Annotated in this window: 18 protein-coding genes and 2 pseudogenes; 14 read left to right on the forward strand and 6 right to left on the reverse strand. The window is 68.2% G+C overall.

The window, feature by feature from the left end:
- Positions 1 to 139: 139 nt before the first annotated feature.
- The 3 genes from AQJ46_RS12210 to AQJ46_RS12220 all read left to right on the forward strand — a co-directional run bounded on the left by AQJ46_RS12210 (position 140) and on the right by AQJ46_RS12220 (position 3,234).
- Entirely contained in the window at positions 140 to 1,576 is a 1,437-nt protein-coding gene (locus AQJ46_RS12210) for a carboxylesterase family protein (protein WP_059205575.1), read from the forward strand.
- 58 nt (positions 1,577 to 1,634) lie between these two features.
- On the forward strand, positions 1,635 to 2,657 hold the full coding sequence (locus AQJ46_RS12215; protein ID WP_059205576.1) for an alcohol dehydrogenase catalytic domain-containing protein: 1,023 nt from the start codon (positions 1,635 to 1,637) through the stop codon (positions 2,655 to 2,657).
- A 157-nt stretch (positions 2,658 to 2,814) separates the two neighbouring features.
- Positions 2,815 to 3,234, forward strand: coding sequence for a cyclophilin-like fold protein (locus AQJ46_RS12220; RefSeq protein ID WP_159064018.1), 420 nt, complete (start codon positions 2,815 to 2,817; stop codon positions 3,232 to 3,234).
- A 26-nt stretch (positions 3,235 to 3,260) separates the two neighbouring features.
- Here the strand turns inward: AQJ46_RS12220 and AQJ46_RS12225 are convergent, their stop codons facing one another.
- The gene (locus tag AQJ46_RS12225) at positions 3,261 to 4,106 is read right to left on the reverse strand and encodes a helix-turn-helix domain-containing protein (protein ID WP_225887308.1); all 846 of its coding nucleotides are present in this window, start codon (positions 4,104 to 4,106) and stop codon (positions 3,261 to 3,263) included.
- A gap of 238 nt (positions 4,107 to 4,344) precedes the next feature.
- Here AQJ46_RS12225 and AQJ46_RS12230 point away from each other — a divergent pair, with 238 nt between their 5' ends.
- From AQJ46_RS12230 to AQJ46_RS12240, 3 genes are all read left to right on the forward strand, one after another.
- Entirely contained in the window at positions 4,345 to 4,740 is a 396-nt protein-coding gene (locus AQJ46_RS12230; RefSeq protein ID WP_059205579.1) for an MmcQ/YjbR family DNA-binding protein, read from the forward strand.
- Complete coding sequence (locus tag AQJ46_RS12235; RefSeq protein WP_059205580.1) at positions 4,737 to 5,105, forward strand: MmcQ/YjbR family DNA-binding protein; 369 nt, start codon at positions 4,737 to 4,739, stop codon at positions 5,103 to 5,105. Before AQJ46_RS12230 ends, AQJ46_RS12235 begins: the two co-directional genes overlap by 4 nt.
- A gap of 239 nt (positions 5,106 to 5,344) precedes the next feature.
- On the forward strand, positions 5,345 to 6,181 hold the full coding sequence (locus AQJ46_RS12240) for a DUF2182 domain-containing protein (RefSeq protein WP_059205581.1): 837 nt from the start codon (positions 5,345 to 5,347) through the stop codon (positions 6,179 to 6,181).
- 238 nt (positions 6,182 to 6,419) lie between these two features.
- Here AQJ46_RS12240 and AQJ46_RS12245 read toward each other — a convergent pair whose 3' ends face one another.
- Positions 6,420 to 7,076: a DUF1326 domain-containing protein gene (locus AQJ46_RS12245; protein WP_059205582.1), complete on the reverse strand. Its 657-nt coding sequence runs from the start codon at positions 7,074 to 7,076 to the stop codon at positions 6,420 to 6,422.
- 476 nt (positions 7,077 to 7,552) lie between these two features.
- Between AQJ46_RS12245 and AQJ46_RS12250 the strand changes: the two genes are divergently transcribed.
- The 4 genes and pseudogenes from AQJ46_RS12250 to AQJ46_RS12265 form a co-directional block, all read left to right on the forward strand.
- Entirely contained in the window at positions 7,553 to 7,783 is a 231-nt protein-coding gene (locus tag AQJ46_RS12250; protein ID WP_225887309.1) for a hypothetical protein, read from the forward strand.
- Positions 7,780 to 8,652 carry a hypothetical protein gene (locus AQJ46_RS12255; RefSeq protein WP_059205584.1) on the forward strand — a complete coding sequence of 291 codons (873 nt, stop codon included), beginning with the start codon at positions 7,780 to 7,782 and terminating at the stop codon, positions 8,650 to 8,652. The genes AQJ46_RS12250 and AQJ46_RS12255 overlap by 4 nt, the downstream gene beginning before the upstream one ends.
- 107 nt (positions 8,653 to 8,759) lie before the next feature.
- Entirely contained in the window at positions 8,760 to 9,620 is an 861-nt protein-coding gene (locus AQJ46_RS12260) for a hypothetical protein (protein ID WP_059205585.1), read from the forward strand.
- 164 nt (positions 9,621 to 9,784) lie between these two features.
- Positions 9,785 to 10,111, forward strand: a pseudogene (locus AQJ46_RS12265) (MMPL family transporter); the annotation flags it as partial.
- A 180-nt stretch (positions 10,112 to 10,291) separates the two neighbouring features.
- Here the strand turns inward: AQJ46_RS12265 and AQJ46_RS12270 are convergent.
- Positions 10,292 to 10,924: a TetR/AcrR family transcriptional regulator gene (locus AQJ46_RS12270; RefSeq protein ID WP_059205587.1), complete on the reverse strand. Its 633-nt coding sequence runs from the start codon at positions 10,922 to 10,924 to the stop codon at positions 10,292 to 10,294.
- A 175-nt stretch (positions 10,925 to 11,099) separates the two neighbouring features.
- On the opposite strand from AQJ46_RS12270, the gene AQJ46_RS12275 reads away from it, so the two are divergent.
- The 4 genes from AQJ46_RS12275 to uidA are packed head-to-tail and all read left to right on the forward strand — an operon-like array spanning position 11,100 to position 16,067.
- Positions 11,100 to 12,392 carry a sugar ABC transporter substrate-binding protein gene (locus AQJ46_RS12275; protein WP_063803798.1) on the forward strand — a complete coding sequence of 431 codons (1,293 nt, stop codon included), beginning with the start codon at positions 11,100 to 11,102 and terminating at the stop codon, positions 12,390 to 12,392.
- Positions 12,389 to 13,342 carry a carbohydrate ABC transporter permease gene (locus AQJ46_RS12280; protein ID WP_059205589.1) on the forward strand — a complete coding sequence of 318 codons (954 nt, stop codon included), beginning with the start codon at positions 12,389 to 12,391 and terminating at the stop codon, positions 13,340 to 13,342. The genes AQJ46_RS12275 and AQJ46_RS12280 overlap by 4 nt, the downstream gene beginning before the upstream one ends.
- A 1-nt stretch (position 13,343) precedes the next feature.
- A complete protein-coding gene (locus AQJ46_RS12285) occupies positions 13,344 to 14,219 on the forward strand; it encodes a carbohydrate ABC transporter permease (RefSeq protein WP_059205590.1) in 876 nt (291 codons plus the stop codon).
- A gap of 42 nt (positions 14,220 to 14,261) precedes the next feature.
- The gene (gene uidA, locus AQJ46_RS12290; protein ID WP_059205591.1) at positions 14,262 to 16,067 is read left to right on the forward strand and encodes a beta-glucuronidase; all 1,806 of its coding nucleotides are present in this window, start codon (positions 14,262 to 14,264) and stop codon (positions 16,065 to 16,067) included.
- Positions 16,068 to 16,156: 89 nt separating this feature from the next.
- On the opposite strand, the gene AQJ46_RS12295 is transcribed toward uidA, so the two are convergent.
- From AQJ46_RS12295 to AQJ46_RS57195, 3 genes and pseudogenes are all read right to left on the reverse strand, one after another.
- Positions 16,157 to 17,215 carry a vWA domain-containing protein gene (locus AQJ46_RS12295; protein ID WP_059205592.1) on the reverse strand — a complete coding sequence of 353 codons (1,059 nt, stop codon included), beginning with the start codon at positions 17,213 to 17,215 and terminating at the stop codon, positions 16,157 to 16,159.
- A 94-nt stretch (positions 17,216 to 17,309) separates the two neighbouring features.
- Positions 17,310 to 17,651, reverse strand: a complete 342-nt coding sequence (locus AQJ46_RS12300) for a hypothetical protein (RefSeq protein WP_225887325.1) — start codon at positions 17,649 to 17,651, stop codon at positions 17,310 to 17,312.
- A gap of 14 nt (positions 17,652 to 17,665) precedes the next feature.
- Positions 17,666 to 17,839, reverse strand: a pseudogene (locus AQJ46_RS57195) (short-chain dehydrogenase); the annotation flags it as partial.
- Positions 17,840 to 17,906 lie beyond the last annotated feature (67 nt).

The following is a 17,906-nucleotide window of genomic DNA, read 5'->3' on the forward strand; positions in this document are numbered from 1 at the left end:
CCTGGTGACCATCAGGTGACCGCTGTCCGTCAGGTGATTTACGGGATCAGGGGAAATGATCGGGGAGCGTCACTGCAAGCAACCAGCAGCCGATGCACCGCGCGAAAAGCCCCGAATGAACCGGAAGGAATCTGACGCCATGACCGCGACCGCGCCCAAGGCTCCGACTGCACCAGGGGTGCAGTCCTGGTGGGGAATCCCGTACGCCACCGCCGAGCGGTACCGCCGCCCCGTGGTCGCGGATTTCGATCCGGGCCGCCCCTATGACCGCAAGGGCGTTGCCCCCGTCCAGCCCGACAGCGGCGACTGGCTCGAAGCGGACAGCGGGACGGGCGAGGACTGCCTGAACCTGAACGTGTGGGCTCCCGAGCAGCCGACCGGGAAAACGCTGCCGGTGGCCGTGTACATCCATGGCGGCGGATTCGAGTTCGGCGCGAACACGCAGACCACCTCGAACGCCGCCGGTCTTGCCGCGTCGGGGCGCGTGGTGAGCGTGTCGGTCAACTACCGGCTCGGCGCGCTGGGCGCGCTCTCGCTCTCGCAGTACGGCGGACGGCTCGCCGAGGCCAGCAACCTCGGCCTGCAGGACGTCATCGCCGCGCTTGCCTGGGTCAAACAGAACATCGCCTCCTTCGGTGGCGACCCCGACGACGTCACCGTCTTCGGCCACAGCGCCGGCGCCTACTCCACTCTCGGGCTGCTCGGGGCCTCCTCCGCGGACGGCCTGTACCGGCGGCTGGCCGGGTTCTCCGGCGCGCCCTCGCGTCTCGTCCCGGCCTGGTGGGCCGAGGAGCTCGCGGAACGGTTCGTCACCGAACTCGGTGTCGCGGGCAACCCCGACAAGCTGATCGATCTCGACGCGGCCTTGCTGGTGGCCGCCCTGCGCAAGGTCTGTCCGACGGATCTCGGAGTCCGTGGCGGGATGGACAACCAGAGCCTCGGCGTCGTCCTGGACGCCGAACAGCCCGGCGGGGTGCTGCACGCCCACCCCCTGGAAGTCCTGGCCTCGGGCTCGCACCGGGACATCGACGTCCTTTTGAGCACGGCCAGTGACGAGATGGGCTGGTGGGTGGCGAACGACCTCGACCGGTTCGACCCGCACACCGTCGAGCGCGTCACCGACGAGTTCGCGGGGTGGCGCATTTCCCGCTCCCGCGCCAAGAAGATCGTCGATACCTACGACCAGGGTGGCCGCACCGCTGCCGAGGTCCGCGCCGCGTCCTTGACGGACTACATTTTCACGCTCCCCGCCGCTCGCGGCGCTCTGGCCCACGCCGCCGTGGGCGGCAACGCCCATCTCCTCATGATCGGGCCCGCCGAGGGTGCGCCCGCCGTGCACGGCACCGAGATGTACGCCCTGGTCGGCCAGGAACAGCCGGCCCGCAGCCCTGAACAGGCCGACCGTGACACGCGTATCCGCGACATCGTCCTCGACTTCGTCACCGGCGAGCAGACCCGTCTGTGGCCCGCCGTCACGGACCGGCCCACCTCGGGGAGTGTCGGCAACCCTCCCCACGAGCCCAGCGCCCGCTACCAGGCGGTCCTCGACCTGTTCGGGAACATCGCCCGCCCCTGACGGTCACCGGGCGATCCGGAACAGCGCACCAGGGGGCGAACAGAGTGAGGAACTCGACATGAGCCAACCGACAGCAGCCGGCGACGCCGCACCGGCGACGATGCGGGCCGCCGTCGTCACCCGGCCCGGCGGCCTCGACGCACTGGAGATCAAGGATGTGCCGGTGCCCGTACGCAAGCCCGGCTGGGTGCGGATCAGAGTGAAGGCGTTCGGCGTCAACGAGTCCGAGGTCACCACCCGCAAGGGCGAGTCGGACGCGGTGGTCACCTACCCGCGTGTGCCCGGCATCGAGGGCGTCGGCGTGGTCGATGAGGCCGACAAGGACAGCGGACTGCGGCCGGGACAGCAGGTGGCCACGATGATGGGCGGCATGGGCCGCTCGTACGACGGCGCGTACGCCGAATACGTGACCGTCCCCGCAGCGCAGGTCATCCCGTTTGAGACCGGACTGCCGTGGGAGGTCGTCGGTGCGCTGCCGGAGATGTTCCAGACCGCCTACGGATCGCTGACCACCGGCCTGGACCTCAAGGCCGGGCAGACCCTGCTGATCCGCGGCGGCACCTCCACGGTCGGGCTGAGCGCGGCCACGATCGCGAAGGACCTCGGAGCCACCGTGCTGTCCACCACCCGCAGCCCGGAGAGGGCCGGGGGACTGCGGGCCGCGGGCGTCGACCATCCCCTGGTCGACAGCGGCACGATCGCGGACCAGGTGCGCGAGCTGATGCCGGAGGGTGTCGACGCCGTGCTGGAGCTGGTGGGCTGCTCGGTCCTCGCCGACACCCTCCGCACCGTCCGCCGGCACGGCACGGTCTGCTTCACCGGAGCCCTGGCGGGCCAGTGGACGATCCCCGATTTCACCCCGTTCATGATCCCTGGCGGGGTGCGGCTGACGTCCTACGGCGGTCAGGCCGCCGACCTCCCGGCCGACGTCTTCGCCCACCAGCTCCAGGCCATCGCCGCAGGGCGCCTCGAAGTCCCGGTCGCGAAGGTCTACCACGGCCTGGAACAGGTCCGTGACGCCCAGGCCGACGTCGAGTCCGGCACCACGCCGGGCAAGCACGTCGTCGTCCTGGAGGGCTGAGACCTGGGCAACCGAGAAAAGACAACCAACCACCCCCGATGCGCGACGGGCGACAACGGCCGGCCACTGCATCCGTAAGAGGAACTGGCACAGGAACTCATGGGCCGGCCGTGGCCGTGCCGGGCAAATGGCCGACCAGCTCCAAGCCTCGATGGACATGGCGTACGTGTCGGCCGTCGACGATCACTCCAACAACACCCCAGAGGGCAGAGCCCATATGAGAATCCGACTGACCGCCGGAGAAACCGTCCTCAACGCAACCCTCGACGACAACGCGACGGCACGCGACTTCGCCTCGTTGCTTCCGCTGACGCTGCAGATGAACGACCTGCTCAAGCGCGAGAAGTACGGTCATCTGCCCCGGTCTCTCACCGCAGGCGGCGAGCCGCGGTCCAGCTACGAGATCGGCAACATCGCCTACTGGTCACCCGGTCCCGACATCGCCGTCTTCTATGACCACGACGGCCAGTCCATCCCCGACCCCGGCATCATCGTCCTCGGCGAAATCGACTCGGGGGCCGATGCCTTCAAGAAGTACGACGGCACGGTCGACGTCACCATCGAGTCCGTCGACTGAGACCCAGCCGGAAACCACCGAGATCGTCAACCAGGGAGAGGAGGGGGGACGGTCGTGGCCTCGCCGGCCGCGAAGGCGGCCGGGGTGAGGCCGGTGCGGTCACGGAAGAAGCGGCCGAAGTTCGCGGGGTCGGTGAAGCCGAGGTGGACGGCCACAGTCCGGGCATCCCACCGGGCACCTCCCAGCAGGCGCCGGGCTTCCAGGAGGCGCCGCTCGTCGATGAGTTCACGTACCCCCTTGCCGGTGGCGTCCCGGGCGGCACGGCTCAGGGTGCGGACCGAACAGCCGAGCAACTCGGCGTAGTCCGCGGCTTGGTGCAGCTCGCGAAAGTGCAGCTCCAAGGCGTCCAGGAAGCGCCCGTACCTGTCGGCACGGCCCGCGCCGGCCGTGGCCGTGCCGATGGGGGCGATGCCCGGGGAGTTGGCCAGACGCAGCAGCAGCGATTCGAGCAGGCTGCGCCGCAGGGCGTGGTGGATGTCGAGAGGGCGGCGCCCCAGTGCGCGGTGTTCGTCCAGGAGCTGGAATGCCGTCTGCTGGAGCCAGGCGGTGTCGTCGGGGTGCGGGCTGAGCACGGCAGGGGCCTCGTGCCCGGTGAGCGGGGCCAGGAGACGGGCGAGGTCGGGCCGCAGCACGTCCGGTTCGAACAGGATGAACGGGCCGCGGGCCGCGCCGGGCGGATGCCAGCACTGCGCGTGCCCGGGACGCACCCACAGCCACTGGCCGGCGGCGACGGTCCGCGTGACGTAGTCGACGTCGTGCCGCAACTCACCCTCGGTGACCCCGATGAGGTAGTGGAAGGTGGCACGGCCCGGACGGGGCGGGTTCCACGGCCAGTCGTCGTGCTGGGCGAAGAAATCCTCGACGGTACTCACCTCAAGGCCGTAGGGAGTACCGACCGGGGGCTGGAAACCGTACAGCGGAACAGCAGCTGGTCCGGCCTGCCCGCTCGGCCCGGAGTGTCGCTTTTCGACCATCACGTGTCCGCAGCCTACCGCCCTTCCAGTCGGCTTCGACGCAAGGATGGGACGTGCCCCCTCCCGCGCCCGCGCGGCGCGCCCTCCGCCTCCTTCGATGCCACAGTCCGTCACCACTCGAGAAGGCTCACCACCCATGAACCCATCGACCCTGCACAAGACCGCCGCCGACTGCGCGGAGGAACTCCCCGGAGCCCAGCTGGAGCACCCCTTCGGCCCCGACTGGGAGGTCTACAAGGTGCGCGGCAAGGTGTTCATGCTGATGACCGAAGTCCCGGGGCGTCCCGTCGTGATCCTCAAGGCGGACCCCGGCGAGGCCCACGCCCTGCGGGAGCAGTACAGCCACATCACCCCCGGCTACCACATGAACAAGAAGCACTGGATCACCCTGGAGAGCGGAGAAGGCGTCGACAAGAAGCTGGTCGAGGAACTCGTCACCGACTCCTACCGGCTCGTCGTCGCCCACCTGCCCAGGGCCGAGCGGCCCGTCGACCCACACACCTACGGCATCGGCGCACGGGCGGCCCGATGAGCGCGGCCGGCGACCGGCTCCAGGACGCAGCCCGCCAGGCGGCCCTGGCCCTCCCCGACGTCAGCCACGGCTACCCCTTCACCCCGGGACTCGACGTGTACAAGGTCGCGGGCAAGGTGTTCCTGATCGTCACCGACGACCCGGACGAGCAGATCATCACGGTCAAGTGCGAACCCGAACACGCCCGCGCACACGTACGCGGCTACGCCTCGATCACACCGGGCCGCTATCTCGACAAACGCCACTGGATCTCGCTCGGGCCTGGACCCGGCATGACCGAGCGGCTGGTCACCGGCGCGGTCGAGGATTCCTACGACCTGGTCGCCGAGCGGCTGCCGCGACGCGGCCGCCCCGGTGCCCGATGAGCGCCGCGAGCTTCCCCGCGAACGGCGAGCCCTCGCTCGTCAATCGCAATCCGCCATCGACGCCGTCAGCAGCAGCCCTTGTCCTCCGCGTCCGGGCCGGTGCGACAGGCACCGACGGCACCGCCGTGTGTACAGGCCCCGGCGAAGGGAGCGGCCGTGCTCGATCGGCCAGGGGCGTGCGAGGTCGCGCCTCAGAGGGATGCGTGCTGTCCTGGAATTATCCGCAGGAGTACACGCCGATGGGTCACAGCCGGATTTCCACCTTCGCATCCGCCCGGTCGCCCGCGCCGACCGGAGCGGGCGGTGGCTTGTTGCCGGCGCGGGACCTCGCGGCCGCCTGGTTCCTGGTCGTCCTGATTGCGGTGCCGGCCTGGGTGCTGACGGTCGGGCAGGCCCGGGACATGGGGGTCGAGCCCGGCACGATGGGGATGGCGCTGCCGCTGTTCCTGCTGCTGTGGGTGACGATGATGGCGGCCATGATGCTGCCGTCCATGGCGCCGGTGGCGATCACGTGGGTGCGGGGGATCGGGCGGCAGTCCTCCGGCTGGACGCGGACCGTGCGCACCGTCGAGTTCGTGGGCGGGTACCTGCTGGTGTGGACCGCCTTCGGACTGCTCGCCTACGCGGCCTTGGCCCTTACCGGCGGACTGGTGGACGACCCCCCGACCGTCGGACGCTGGATCGGCGCGGTGGCCTTCCTGCTCGCGGGCCTGTATCAGCTCGGCCCCCTCAAGCACGTATGTCTGCGGCACTGCCGCGACCCCATGAGCCACCTGGTGCGCTACGCCGGGTTCCGGCAGCCGGCCCGCGACCTTCGGGTCGGCTGCCATCACGGCGCCTACTGCGTCGGCTGCTGCGCGGGACTGATGGTCGTCCTGATCCCGCTCGGCGTGATGAACGTGGCGGCGATGGCCGGACTGGCCGTGGTGATCTTCGTGGAGAAGTTGTGGCCCCGTGGCCCGCTACTCGCCCGGGTGGTGGGCATCGCGTTCCTCGTGCTGGCCGTGCTCGCGCCGTTCCAGGACTGGCTGCTGCCGGGGCTGCAGGGGGCGATGCCGTCGATGAGCGGGACGTGACGGCGATGTGGACGCCGCCGTGGACTGCGGCTGCCCGCCGATGAACGCGACCAGCCGCGGTGGCCGGGGCGCCTCGCCCCATTTCCGATGACTCCGAACGGGGAACCCGCCTCGTATGCCCGAACACGAGTAAGCAATGGGTCACGTGTTCACGGATTCGGCCGGGGATGAAACGGCCGTGGCACGGCACCGGTGTTGCTTCCGGCCGGGTAAGGCTCTGGCCGGGCCGCCCAGTTCGTCAGTCAGGACCGCTCCAGTCGAAGGGGAAGTGCTTGCTCGACTTCCCCGAGCGTTCCCACGAGAAGCCGAACGCCTCGGCGCGATCGACGGTGGCCCGTCCCCAGGTGGCGACCTGGCCCGGCCCGACCTCGGCGCCCGGGGCATTATGAACCTGGACTCGTACGCCATCCGCTGACGTCGGGCCGGTGAGAGCCTCAGCGGTGGCCGTGACCCGGCCCGGAATCTCGGCTCGCCAGGTCGCGAGGTCCTCGTCGATCTCCACATGGATGGGGGCGATGTCCATGCCGCGCATCTCAGGGTGGAGCATCTCTCCGAACTGTGCGGGCCATCCGCCCGCCTCCCCACCGAAGATGGCCCCGAGCGCACCGCGTTGCTGCTCGTCGGCGCGCTCGTCGAGGAAGACCGCGGCGTACGCGTCGGTGTGCGTGCCGGCCCAGACGTTGCCGACGAAGGAGCCGAGCATCAGGACGTTGAGATCGTCGAGCCGCACGTCGCCGAAGCTTCCTTCCCGTATATGCCAGACCAGCACGCCCTCGCAGTCGCCGTACGTCGGGGGCTGTGCAAACGTGCAGGGGCACGGTATGGCGCACTTGCACACATCGAACCAATCACCGGCCAGGCGCCAATGTGTACCGGTGGTGACCTGCTCTGTCATTTCGCTTCCCTCCTGCCGAGCTCCAGGGAGCTCACTCGGAGTGGCGAGAGACCGCGAGGTGGCCTCCTTTCCAGCTTGCACCTCAATTCCCGGCCGGCGAAACCCGACCACCGCGGAGCTCACGTTCAGGGGCACGAGAACTCACATGGGGTTACGGCCGATTATCGGGCAACGCCTGCGTTCAGCCGACGCTGACGCCGACAGCCGGCGGCTGTGCCGCTTGACGCTCTACCTGAGGCTTCCCCGAGTGCTGGGGGAGCCACGGCAACGGTGTTGACGGGCGACAACCATCTCGCACCAAGCTCGCATTCCGTGTCTCGCCCATGGACCTCGTCGCCGAGAGCGGACAGCATGTTTCCGCGCGCCGGAACGACGGCCGAGGAGATCGCGGCGGCCCGGCGGCGATGGCACATACGTACATGGACTACGTACTCCTACCGACGTGTCCCTGACATGCGTGCCGTTTCCTTGCATTCATGACGACACCGAGCGTGAAAGCGCAGATGCCGAGGAGTGTCAGGCCGGCGTTGGTGGGGGTACGGGTCCAGGCCGTGCTGTCGCTGCTGATCGCCGGGGCGCTTCTGCTGAGCGGTGTGCTGGGCCTACTTCAGGGAGGCGGCGTCTCGGTTGCCCCGGGCATCGTCTTCGCCCTCGCCGTGCTGCGGGGCTTCAGCACCGTGGAAGCCAGGAACTGGTTCGACCGATGAGGTACGTACCGGGGCGCATCCTCGGGCGGACGGACTCCGTCGTGCCTGTCGTCGCGGCCCTCGCCGTGGCCGTCCTGTTCACCGGGGGGTGTTCGAGCGCCCACGGCACCTCCCCTTCCGGGGATCCGTCCGAGAGCGCGACGGGGGTGTCCGGCTCGCCGATCCCTTCGCCGACCCCGTCTCTCACTCCGCCGTATCCGACCGGGGCGTCCGGCTGCCACGACAACAAGGGGTGGACGGCCGAGGAATCCAGGGACTGGGTCCGGCGTGTCGTCGACACACCCAAGGAGAACTACAGGGGCGACGGGCTGAGGGTTGCCAGCATGCCGGGGTACAACGGCCCGCTCTGCCGGAAGATCACCGTGCAGGTCGAGTTCTGGAAGCTGGTGTACGGAGTCGCGAACGGCGATCGGCTCTCGGACGGGACTCGACCCGCCTACTACTTCGACATCCGCCGGGTGAAGCGCGTCGAACTCCATGCGGACGCGAGCGTCGAGCAGACGGTCGCCCTGCCTACGTCCCTCTACGCGACGGACCGCAGTCCCTGCGAGGGCGCCCTCGTCTCGATCACCGTGGGCAAGCCGCTGACGAGCAAGGAACTGCCCGAGGAGGTCGAGATCGAGGTCGGCGTCGGAGAGGACCGCTGGAGTCGCGGCACTGTGGACTTCCGGTCGAAACGGGTCGCCGACTTCGAACTGTCCCAGCCCTCGGCACCGCAGGTGTGCAGCCCGGACGGCAAGCCCACCGCCGACCCGGCCGATGTACCCACACCGGGCTCCCAGCCGACGGACTTCTACCCGACGGACCTCTACCCGACGCCCGACCGCAGCTTCGACATCGGCGACGTCCTCCGCTCTCCCACGCCCTGAGCCGCTTCCGCGGGATCCGGGCGTGCACCGACCTCTTCACCACATCAACGGGCCCTGCCACAAGCCCAGTCCGGCAGGGCCACCCGACCTCACCTTGGGGGAATCACATGCGTGTACGCACTGCGGCCACCGTCCTTTCCGGCGCCGTCGTACTCTCGGGGCTCGTTCTTCCGGGCGCCGCCCAGGCAGCGGAGCACCCTGGGGCGGCGACGGATCTCAGAGTCCTCGCCTCGCAGAGCGTCCGGCCGCAGGACGCGCTGGGCGGCACCACGTTCAAGAACGGAGTCGTCAACAAGGGCAAGGACATCGTTCTCGGCGTAACGGGCAAGAAGGCCGTTCCCGTCACGTTCACCGCCTTCGACGAGGAAGGCGTAGCCATCACCCAGGCGTTCCTGTGGCAGGGCACCGACAGTTCGAGCACGGACACCATCACCGGCGGCCTGGAGTCGGACGACTACCCCACCTGCACGGAGACGCCGGTCCAGAACGGCTACAGCTACAGCTGCAAGACGGTCTTCACCATCGACCCCGCGGTCGCCTTCAAGGACGGCAACGGCACCGCGGGGACCTGGAAACTCTTCCTGGGCGCCTATGACCTCTACGCGAACGCCAGCTACGACGACGACGTCGCCAGGACCAAGATCAAGCGTGCCGCCAAGCTGACCGCCAACGCCTCCCCGGAGCCGGTGAAGAAGGGCAAGACCATCACGGTCACCGGCAAGCTGAGCCGCGCCAACTGGACCACGGGGAAGTACTCGGGATACACGAGCCAGCCGGTGAAGTTGCAGTTCCGCAAGAAGGGCAGCAACACCTACACCACCCTCAAGACGGTCAAGACCGGCAGCAACACCGGCGCCCTGAGCACCACCACCAAGGCCGGCTCCGACGGCTTCTACCGCTTCGTGTTCGCCGGCACCACCACGACCGGCTCGGCGACGGCGCCCGGCGACTTCGTCGACGTCAGGTAGGCGGCTTCCCGGCCGAGACCGCGGTGGCCGGTTCGCAGAGGCTCACCGATCACCGCCGAGGGCACCTGGGCGCCCCGGTCCGGCCGGGTCCACCAGTCGGTGGACCCTAGGTTCAACCTGTCGAGGCTGTCGGCGCGAACCCGCCGCCGACCAGCATGAACGACATGAAGAATCTCCCTGTACGCATGGCTCGTTGGAGCGCCGGACACCCGTGGCGCGCGATCGTCTGCTGGCTTCTGTTCGTGGCTCTCTGCCTCGGTGTGGGCATCACGGTCGGAGGCAACCCGGCCACCACGGAGGACTTCCGCATCGGTGAGGCGGGCCGGGCGGAGGCGATGGCCGCCGAGGGCGGACTGCAGCAGCGTCCCGTCGAACGCGTCCTGATCACCGCGCGGCCCGGGACCGGCACGCTCGACCTGACCGCGGCCGACGTCGCCGCCAAGGACGTCGCCGACCGGATGCGGGGGCTCAGCGGGGTCGCCGACTCGGCGTGACAGGGCCATTGCCCACGTGATGTCGGGCGCCGGACGATAGCTCACCGCGACCGGTCCATGATGCTGAACGGCGGCGCCGCAGTCTCGCCTGAGGCTCCTGACGCCGAACCGGACCCCGACAACGCACCGAGACGAGCGGGCGGCGGCCATCTGTTCGGGAGAGGCCGCCGGATGCTGCTACGGGTTCCGGTCGCCGACGGCAGGACCGCCCAGCAGATCCTCCAAGCCGGCTGACATCCCGGCCAGGAGATCACGCCGCGGGTCGATGAGCCACTGGAGTTGGAGGCCGTCCCACATCGCGACAAGGGCCGCCGCGATCAGCTCGGGGTGCCTGGGGTTCGAGATGCGACCCAGGTCCTGGTCCCTGCGTACCGCGGTGGTGAAAGCGGTGACGACCCGCTCGTACCTGTCACGGAACCACTCGTGCGCCGGGTGGTCGGGAGCCGAGGCCTCCGCGGCCATCAAGGCGAGGAGCCGCAGCATCTCCTGCCTTTCCAGGTTGCGGCGGACGTACCGCAGGACCGCGTAGGCCACACCCTTTCCCCGGCTGTCCGCCTCGAAGGAGTCGATGCTCGCGGAGTCCGCGTTCTCGAGGACGGCCACGAGGAGCGCGCTCTTGCTCGGAAAGTGGTGCACGACGCTGGTCAGGCTGAGGTCGAGCTGCTTGGCGATCTCCCTCAGGGACCCTCCACGGTAACCGCGAGCCGCGAACACGGCGGTCGCCGAGGCGACGATCTCGGCCCTGCGCTGTGCGCTCTTGGCATACGGGCCTCGGCGAGTGGCCGGACGGGCCGCCGTCTTCTCGGTCATACCCCCAACCCTAAGCGGGCGGTGCGGGGCGGTGTCCGGCCGATAATCCGCCAACATCACCCCCGCCGAAAGTGTGGCACCTGTTCGGTTTTCGCTGTACGGTCTCGCTGACCCACACCACGACGTGCGGTAGGGCCGCTCACGCATCCACCGGGTGGAGAGGAGACGGACAAGGATGTCCACCTCACATTTGTCGAAAGCGATCATCGGCGGTCTGGCCGCCACACTGGTTCTGGCCGGTTGCGGCCGGTCCGACACACAAGGCAGTGGGGGCGCCAAGGGCGCTCCCGTCAGCGACTCACCTGCCAAGGGCGAGATCAACGTCTGGGCCATGGGCACCGAGGGCGAGCGCCTGCCCGAGCTGGCCGCGCGCTTCCGGAAGGCCAACCCGGACGCGAAGGTGAAGGTCACGGCCATCCCGTGGCAGGACTACGCCAAGAAGGTCGAAACGGCGATCGCCTCCCAGGACACGCCGGACGCCACGCTCGTCGGATCCGCCGACCTGACGAACTTCGCCTCGACGGGCGGACTCGAGCAGGTGCCGGCCGGTCTCGTCGACACCTCGTCCTTCTACCGAGGCGCCAATCAGAGCACCACTTACGACGGGGGCACGTACGGCGTCCCCTGGTATGTGGACACCCGCGTCCTGTTCTACCGCAAGGACCTGGCACAGGCTGCCGGAGTCTCCGCGCCGAAGACCTGGAAGGAGTACGGCCCGTTCCTCAAGGCCCTCCAGAAGCAGGGCGCGAAGTGGGGCCTGGCGCTGCCCACCGGCGTGGCGGCGAGCTGGCAGGGCGTCCTGCCCTTCATGTGGCAGGCCGGTGCGCATCTCATGAACGAGAACAGCACCGAGTTCACCTTCGACACACCCGAGGCGCTCAAGGGGCTGGAGTACTACCAGTCGTTCTTCACGTCGAAGACCGCCACCCGCAACGGGGCGGTGAGTCTGGGGGAGATCGAGCCGCAGTTCGTCGCCGGTTCCACCGCCGCACTCGTCTCGGGCCCCTGGGAAACGGCGCTGCTGAAGGGGGCGGGCGGTGCGGACTTCGTCAAGGACAAGGTGGGGGTCGCCACGCTCCCGAAGGGAGCGACGTCCAACGCCAGCTTCATCGGCGGAGGGCACTGGGCGGTGTTCAAGAACGCGAAGAACCGCGACGGCGCCTGGAAGTTCATCCGGTGGCTCTCCCGGCCCGACATCCAGCAGGACTGGTACGAACAGTCCGGAGACCTTCCCGCCGTCCAGGCGGCCTGGGACGAGGGGAAGCTCAAGTCGGACCCGACGCTGGCCGTCTTCCGATCCCAGCTCCGGACCGCGCTGCCCGGCCCGACCGTCACCACCTGGAAGCAGGTCTCAGCGGTCCTCGATGCCGAGATCGAGAAGGTGGCCAAGGGGGTCTCGTCACCGAAGGCGGCCCTGGAACGGATCCAGGCGAAAGCGTCCGCGATCGGAACGGGGCCGACTCGATGACCACGGCGACCTCCCTGAAACCCGTACGCGAGAAGTCCTCCACCAGGCAGCCGGCTCAAAGGTCGAGGCACGGTTCCGGACGCCTGCGGCGCACAGTGGTCGCCTGGGCCTTCTGCTCACCCTTCGTCCTGCTGTTCGCCACGTTCGGCATCTGGCCGGTCTTCTCGTCACTGTCGATGAGCGTCACCGACATCACCAGCAGGGACGTGCGGACGCCCTTCAGCGTCAACTTCGTCGGCCTGGAGAACTACACCGCGCTCTTCGACGATCCCACCTTCGTCCGCGCCGCTTTGAACACGCTCTATTTCGTCGCCGTCGGTATACCGCTGACGATGGTGCTCTCCCTCGCCGTCGCCGTCGCACTCAACTCCGGGATCCAGCGCGCGAAGGGCCTCTTCCGGGTCGCCTACTTCGCTCCGGTCGTGACGAGCATCGTGGCGGTGGCGGTCGTGTGGAGGTACCTCTACAAGCCCGACGGGATGATCAACTCGGTCCTGTCCGTCGTGGGGATCTCGGGGCCGGACTGGCTGAACGATCCCACCTGGTCCATGCCCGCCCTCATACTGATGGCCGTCTGGCGGCACTTCGGCATCCCCATGGTGATCTTCCTGGCGGGACTGCAGTCGATACCGCCCGAACTGCACGAGGCGGCCGTCGTGGACGGCGCGTCCCGCTGGCGGGCCTTCCGCAGTGTGACCTTGCCGCTGCTGCGGCCCACCACGCTGGTGGTCGCCATCCTGCTCAGCGTCAGCTACCTCCAGTTCTTCGAGGAACCGTTCGTCATGACGAGCGGCGGCCCCTTGGACAGCACGACGTCGATCAGCTACTACGCCTACCAGCAATTCGGCTTCGGGAACTACGGACTGGCGTCCGCCGCGTCCTATGTGCTGGTCACCGCGATCGCCCTGCTGAGCCTTCTTCAGTTCCGCATCTTCCGAGCGAGGGCCTGACATGACCGCCACCACCACAACGACGGGAGCGGCGTTCGGCGACCGGCGTCCGTCCCGGCGGGTCCCCACCGCTCGTCTCGTTCTCTACGGCGCCCTCGTGCTCGGACTGCTCGCGACGCTGGCGCCTTTCGCCTGGATGTTCCTCGGCTCGGTGAAACCGACGGGCGAGATCGTCGCCCATCCGAGTTCCTGGCTTCCCCGGTCCCCGACCTTCGCCAACTTCGAACAACTGCTGTCCAAGCAGAACTTCGGACTGTACTTCCTGAACAGCACGGTCGTCGCGGTGGCTTGTGTGCTGGGAAACCTGCTGTTCTGCTCGATGGCCGGATACGCCTTCGCGAAGATCGAGTTCGCGGGGAAGCGTCTGCTCTTCGGCCTGGTCCTCACCATGCTGATCATCCCCGGCGTCACGACCTTCGTCCCGCTGTTCGTGCTCGTCAGCAACATGGGCCTGGGCAACTCCTACCTCGGGCTCATCCTGCCCTTCCTCGTGACACCGTTCGGCGTGTTCATCATGCGGCAGTTCATCCGGGACATCCCCGACGCCCTCGTCGAGGCGGCGCGCCTCGACGGTGCGGGCGAATCCCGGATCTTCCTCAGGGTGATCCTGCCGTTGACACGGCCGGCGCTGGCGACACTGGCGATCCTCACCTTCCTCGCGCAGTGGAACAACTTCCTGTGGCCGCTCGTCATCGCGCAGACCGAGGACCACTACACGCTGCCCGTCGCCCTCGCCCTGTTCTCCACGGGAGCCAACGGCACCAACTACGGCCTGCTGCTGGCCGGGGCGGTCACGGTCGTCACACCGATCATCCTGCTCTTCCTCGCCCTGCAACGGACCTTCATCCAGGGCATCGCCAACACCGGCATCAAGTAGACCGCCGCGTCGACAGACGCACACAGAACAGGAGAACCAACCATGCTTCGTCCCCAGGACGGCCCCACTCGTGAACGCCGCTCTCTCGGCGGCCTGTGGAGCTTCCGCCTGGACGCGGAGGGTGCCGGCCGTGCCGAGGGCTGGTGGCGCTCGCAGCTCGCGAGCGCCGTGGACATCCCGGTGCCGGCCAGCTACAACGACATCTTCCCGGACAAGACCGTCCGCGACCATGTCGGGGACGTCTGGTACCAGACGCAGGTATGGGTTCCCGACCGGTGGGCGGGGGAGCGGACGGTACTCCGCTTCGACGCCGCGACGCATCGCGCCATCGCCTGGGTGAACGATGTCGAGGTCGCCCGGCACGAAGGCGGTTACACCCCCTTCGAGGCCGACGTCACGGCGCACTTGCGGCCGGGTGCCGAGAACCGTGTCACCGTCGTGGTCAACAACGAACTGACCTGGGAGTCGATACCGCCCGGCCGGGTGGAGGAACGAGCGGACGGCCGCCGGGTGCAGCACTACTTCCAGGACTTCTTCAACTACGCGGGTCTGCACCGGCCCGTGTGGCTGTACACCACGCCCGCCGTCCACATCACCGACATCACCGTGACCACCGGCCTGCGGGACACGACCGGCCTCGTCGCCTACCGCGTGGACAGCACCGCACAAGCCGAAGAGCACGAGGTGCGTGTCTCGCTGCGCGACGCCTCCGGGGTCGAGGTCCAGGCGGCCACCGGCGCGGAGGGGACACTCAGGATCGAGGACGTGCACCCCTGGGCGCCGGGAGACGGCTACCTCTACGAACTCGAAGCCACGCTGTGGAGCACCTCCGGCGACCTCGTCGACAGTTACCGGCAGTCCGTGGGCGTGCGCACCGTGGAGGTACGGGGCACGGAATTCCTGATCAACGGAATCCCGTTCTACTTCAAGGGTTTCGGCAAACACGAGGACGCCGCCGTACGCGGCAGGGCCCACGACGACACCCTGATGGTGCATGACTTCGCCCTGCTGGAGTGGACCGGCGCGAACTCGTTCCGCACCTCGCACTACCCCTATGCCGAGGAGGTGCTGGACTACGCGGACCGACAGGGGGTGGTGGTCATCGACGAGACGGCGGCCGTCGGCCTGAACCTGAACATCGCGGGAGGCGTTTTCGGCTCCGGCCGGAAGGCGTCGACGTTCTCGCCCGACACCGTGGGGGAGAGCACACAACGCACGCACCTGCAGGCGCTGAGGGAGCTCGTGGAGCGCGACAAGAACCATCCGAGTGTCGTGCTGTGGTCCATCGCCAACGAGCCGGACAACGTCCAACCGGAGGCGCGCGACTACTTCGCACCACTGGCGGCCGAGGCACGCCGACTGGATCCCTCACGTCCCGTCGCCTACGTCAACGCGCTCATGGGCAAACCGGACCAGTGTGTGGTCACCGACCTGTTCGACGTCGTGCTCCTCAACCGTTACTACGGCTGGTACTTCGGCCCCGACGACCTGGCGACGGCCGAGACGGAGTTGGAGGCGGAACTGCGGCAGTGGGCCGCGCACGACAAGCCCATCGTCATCACCGAGTACGGATCGGACGCCTACCCGGGACTGCGCAGCGTCGTACCCAGCCCGTGGACCGAGGAGTACCAGACCGAACTGCTCGATGTGTACCACCGGGTGTTCGACCGCGTCGACGCGGTCGTCGGCGAGCAGGTCTGGAACTTCGCCGACTTCGCCACGGCGCCCGGTGTCTTCCGCGTCGACGGAAACAAGAAGGGAGTGTTCACCCGCGAACGCCGGCCGAAGAGCGCGGCGTTCAGTCTGCGCGCGCGTTGGCGGAAGGCGGACGTCGACTCGACGGACTGAACCCGGTGCGCGGTCAAGCCGACGCGGGCCCATCCGGTGTACGACCGGATGGGCCCGTTCCCGGGTTCAGCACGGTTGGCCCATAGAATTCAGAGCATGATGAGCAGACGCGTCTTCGGCTTGAGTTTCCTGTTCACCGAACGACTCTGCACGTACACCTCCAACTTGGGATTGTTCCCCGCCTTCACGGAGACGGTTCCCTGGACATCCGAACCGAACAAAAGGCTGCGTGCCGCGTCGCCGGTATAGGCGCGGTCGGTGTCCTTCTCGACCACGATGACTTCCTTGTTCTGCTGAACCTGAGCCCGGGCGCCCAGTTGGTAGTAGCAGGAGCCACGTTCGTACGTCACGCCCGGATGCGAGTTGACGAAGGAGCGGATCTCGACTTCCTTGTCGACTTTCAGGAGCCGGTATTTGTCGGCCGGAATCGGTTCGAGGCTCGCCCGCACGTCGTCGACCGATATGTCCTGGCCGACAGCGAACAGGTTCTTCGTGCCGCGCACGCCCTGCTCCCGTCCGCGGAGGAAGCTGGTGGCGGCGGCGCGCACGGTGCCGATCGCCTCCTCGACGCCCTTCCGCGAGTCCGCATCCCAGATGGCGATGTTGCCGGCCGGGAAGCCGTAGTTCTGGGCGGTGCGCTTGGCCAGGGAGTTCGGCACGAGGATCGCGGAGGTCCAGTGGCCCGGAAGCCCGCGCATCTTCGCCGTGATCTTGTCGAGCCAGGGGCCGAGGATGGCCATGTCCCCGTCGTGCCGCCTGTCGCCGCCGGAGGCGTTCTCCTCACCGTCCGTGACGACGATCTGGAGGAAGCTGTGCTCGCCGTATTCCTCCCAGATATGGCCCAGGTCGTCCAGGGACTTCAGAGAAGCCTCGATAAGGGCGGTAGCGCCATTGTTGACCTGGTACAGCCCCCGCATGGACGGAAGATGCTTCACGTCCATGTCCCAGACCAGGTTCTCCACCTGGTGATCGAAGGAATAGAGGCTGATCCGTGTCTCGTGGCCGAGGCTGTCCGACTCGGCCTTGAGACCCGCCACGAACTCGTCCACCACCTGAATGAGCTGACTCTGGTGCGGACGCATCGAACCCGAACAGTCCACTACCAGCGCGACGTGATTCACCTTGTGCTGGATCTTGTTTGCGGGCACGTTTGTGTTCCCCCTCCGAGACTCCCCGAATGATGTCCTCATTTTATGAGGAGGCACTGACAACGGCCCTTGGAGCTCCAGCAGTTACAGGCCATCACGGAGCGGACGGCGGCAGTTCCTCAGCCCAGCGGACCAGCGCTTCGTGTCGTTCCAGGACAAGGCCTGCCGTGGCGGCCATGGCCTCGTCGACCATCTCGCCCCGGAACGCCACCGCGCCCGTCCCCTCCCGCTGTGCCGCCTCGACCGCCGCGATCAGCTCCGCGCAGCGGGCCAGTTCGTCGGGGCCGGGGGAGAACACCTCGTTGATCACGGGGACATGGGAAGGGTGGATCGCCATCATCCCTTCGTAGTCGAGGGAGCGGTTCTGTCCGGCGAATGAGCGCAGTCCCGGCAGGTCGGTGATGCGCGTCCACAATCCGCTGACCGGGCGCGGCACTCCGGCTGCCCTGGCGTCCAGCAGGACGCGGCCGCCACGGAGGCGGGGTCGGTGATGTCGAGCGCGATCGGCGTGACGCCGGACAGGTCCACCTGGTCGGGGTTGCGGGCACCTGCGTAGACGGTGGCGCCACGCCCGAGCCCGCGGTTGGCTCCGGTGACGAGAACGGTGCTCGTGGAGAGGGCCATGGAAAAGCTCCTCATCGTGCACGGGAAAACGATGGCGAGTGGGGGGAGAGAAATGTGGCGGCCGGCC

The organism is Streptomyces canus (assembly GCF_001514145.1).
Taxonomy (GTDB): Bacteria; Actinomycetota; Actinomycetes; order Streptomycetales; family Streptomycetaceae; genus Streptomyces; species Streptomyces canus.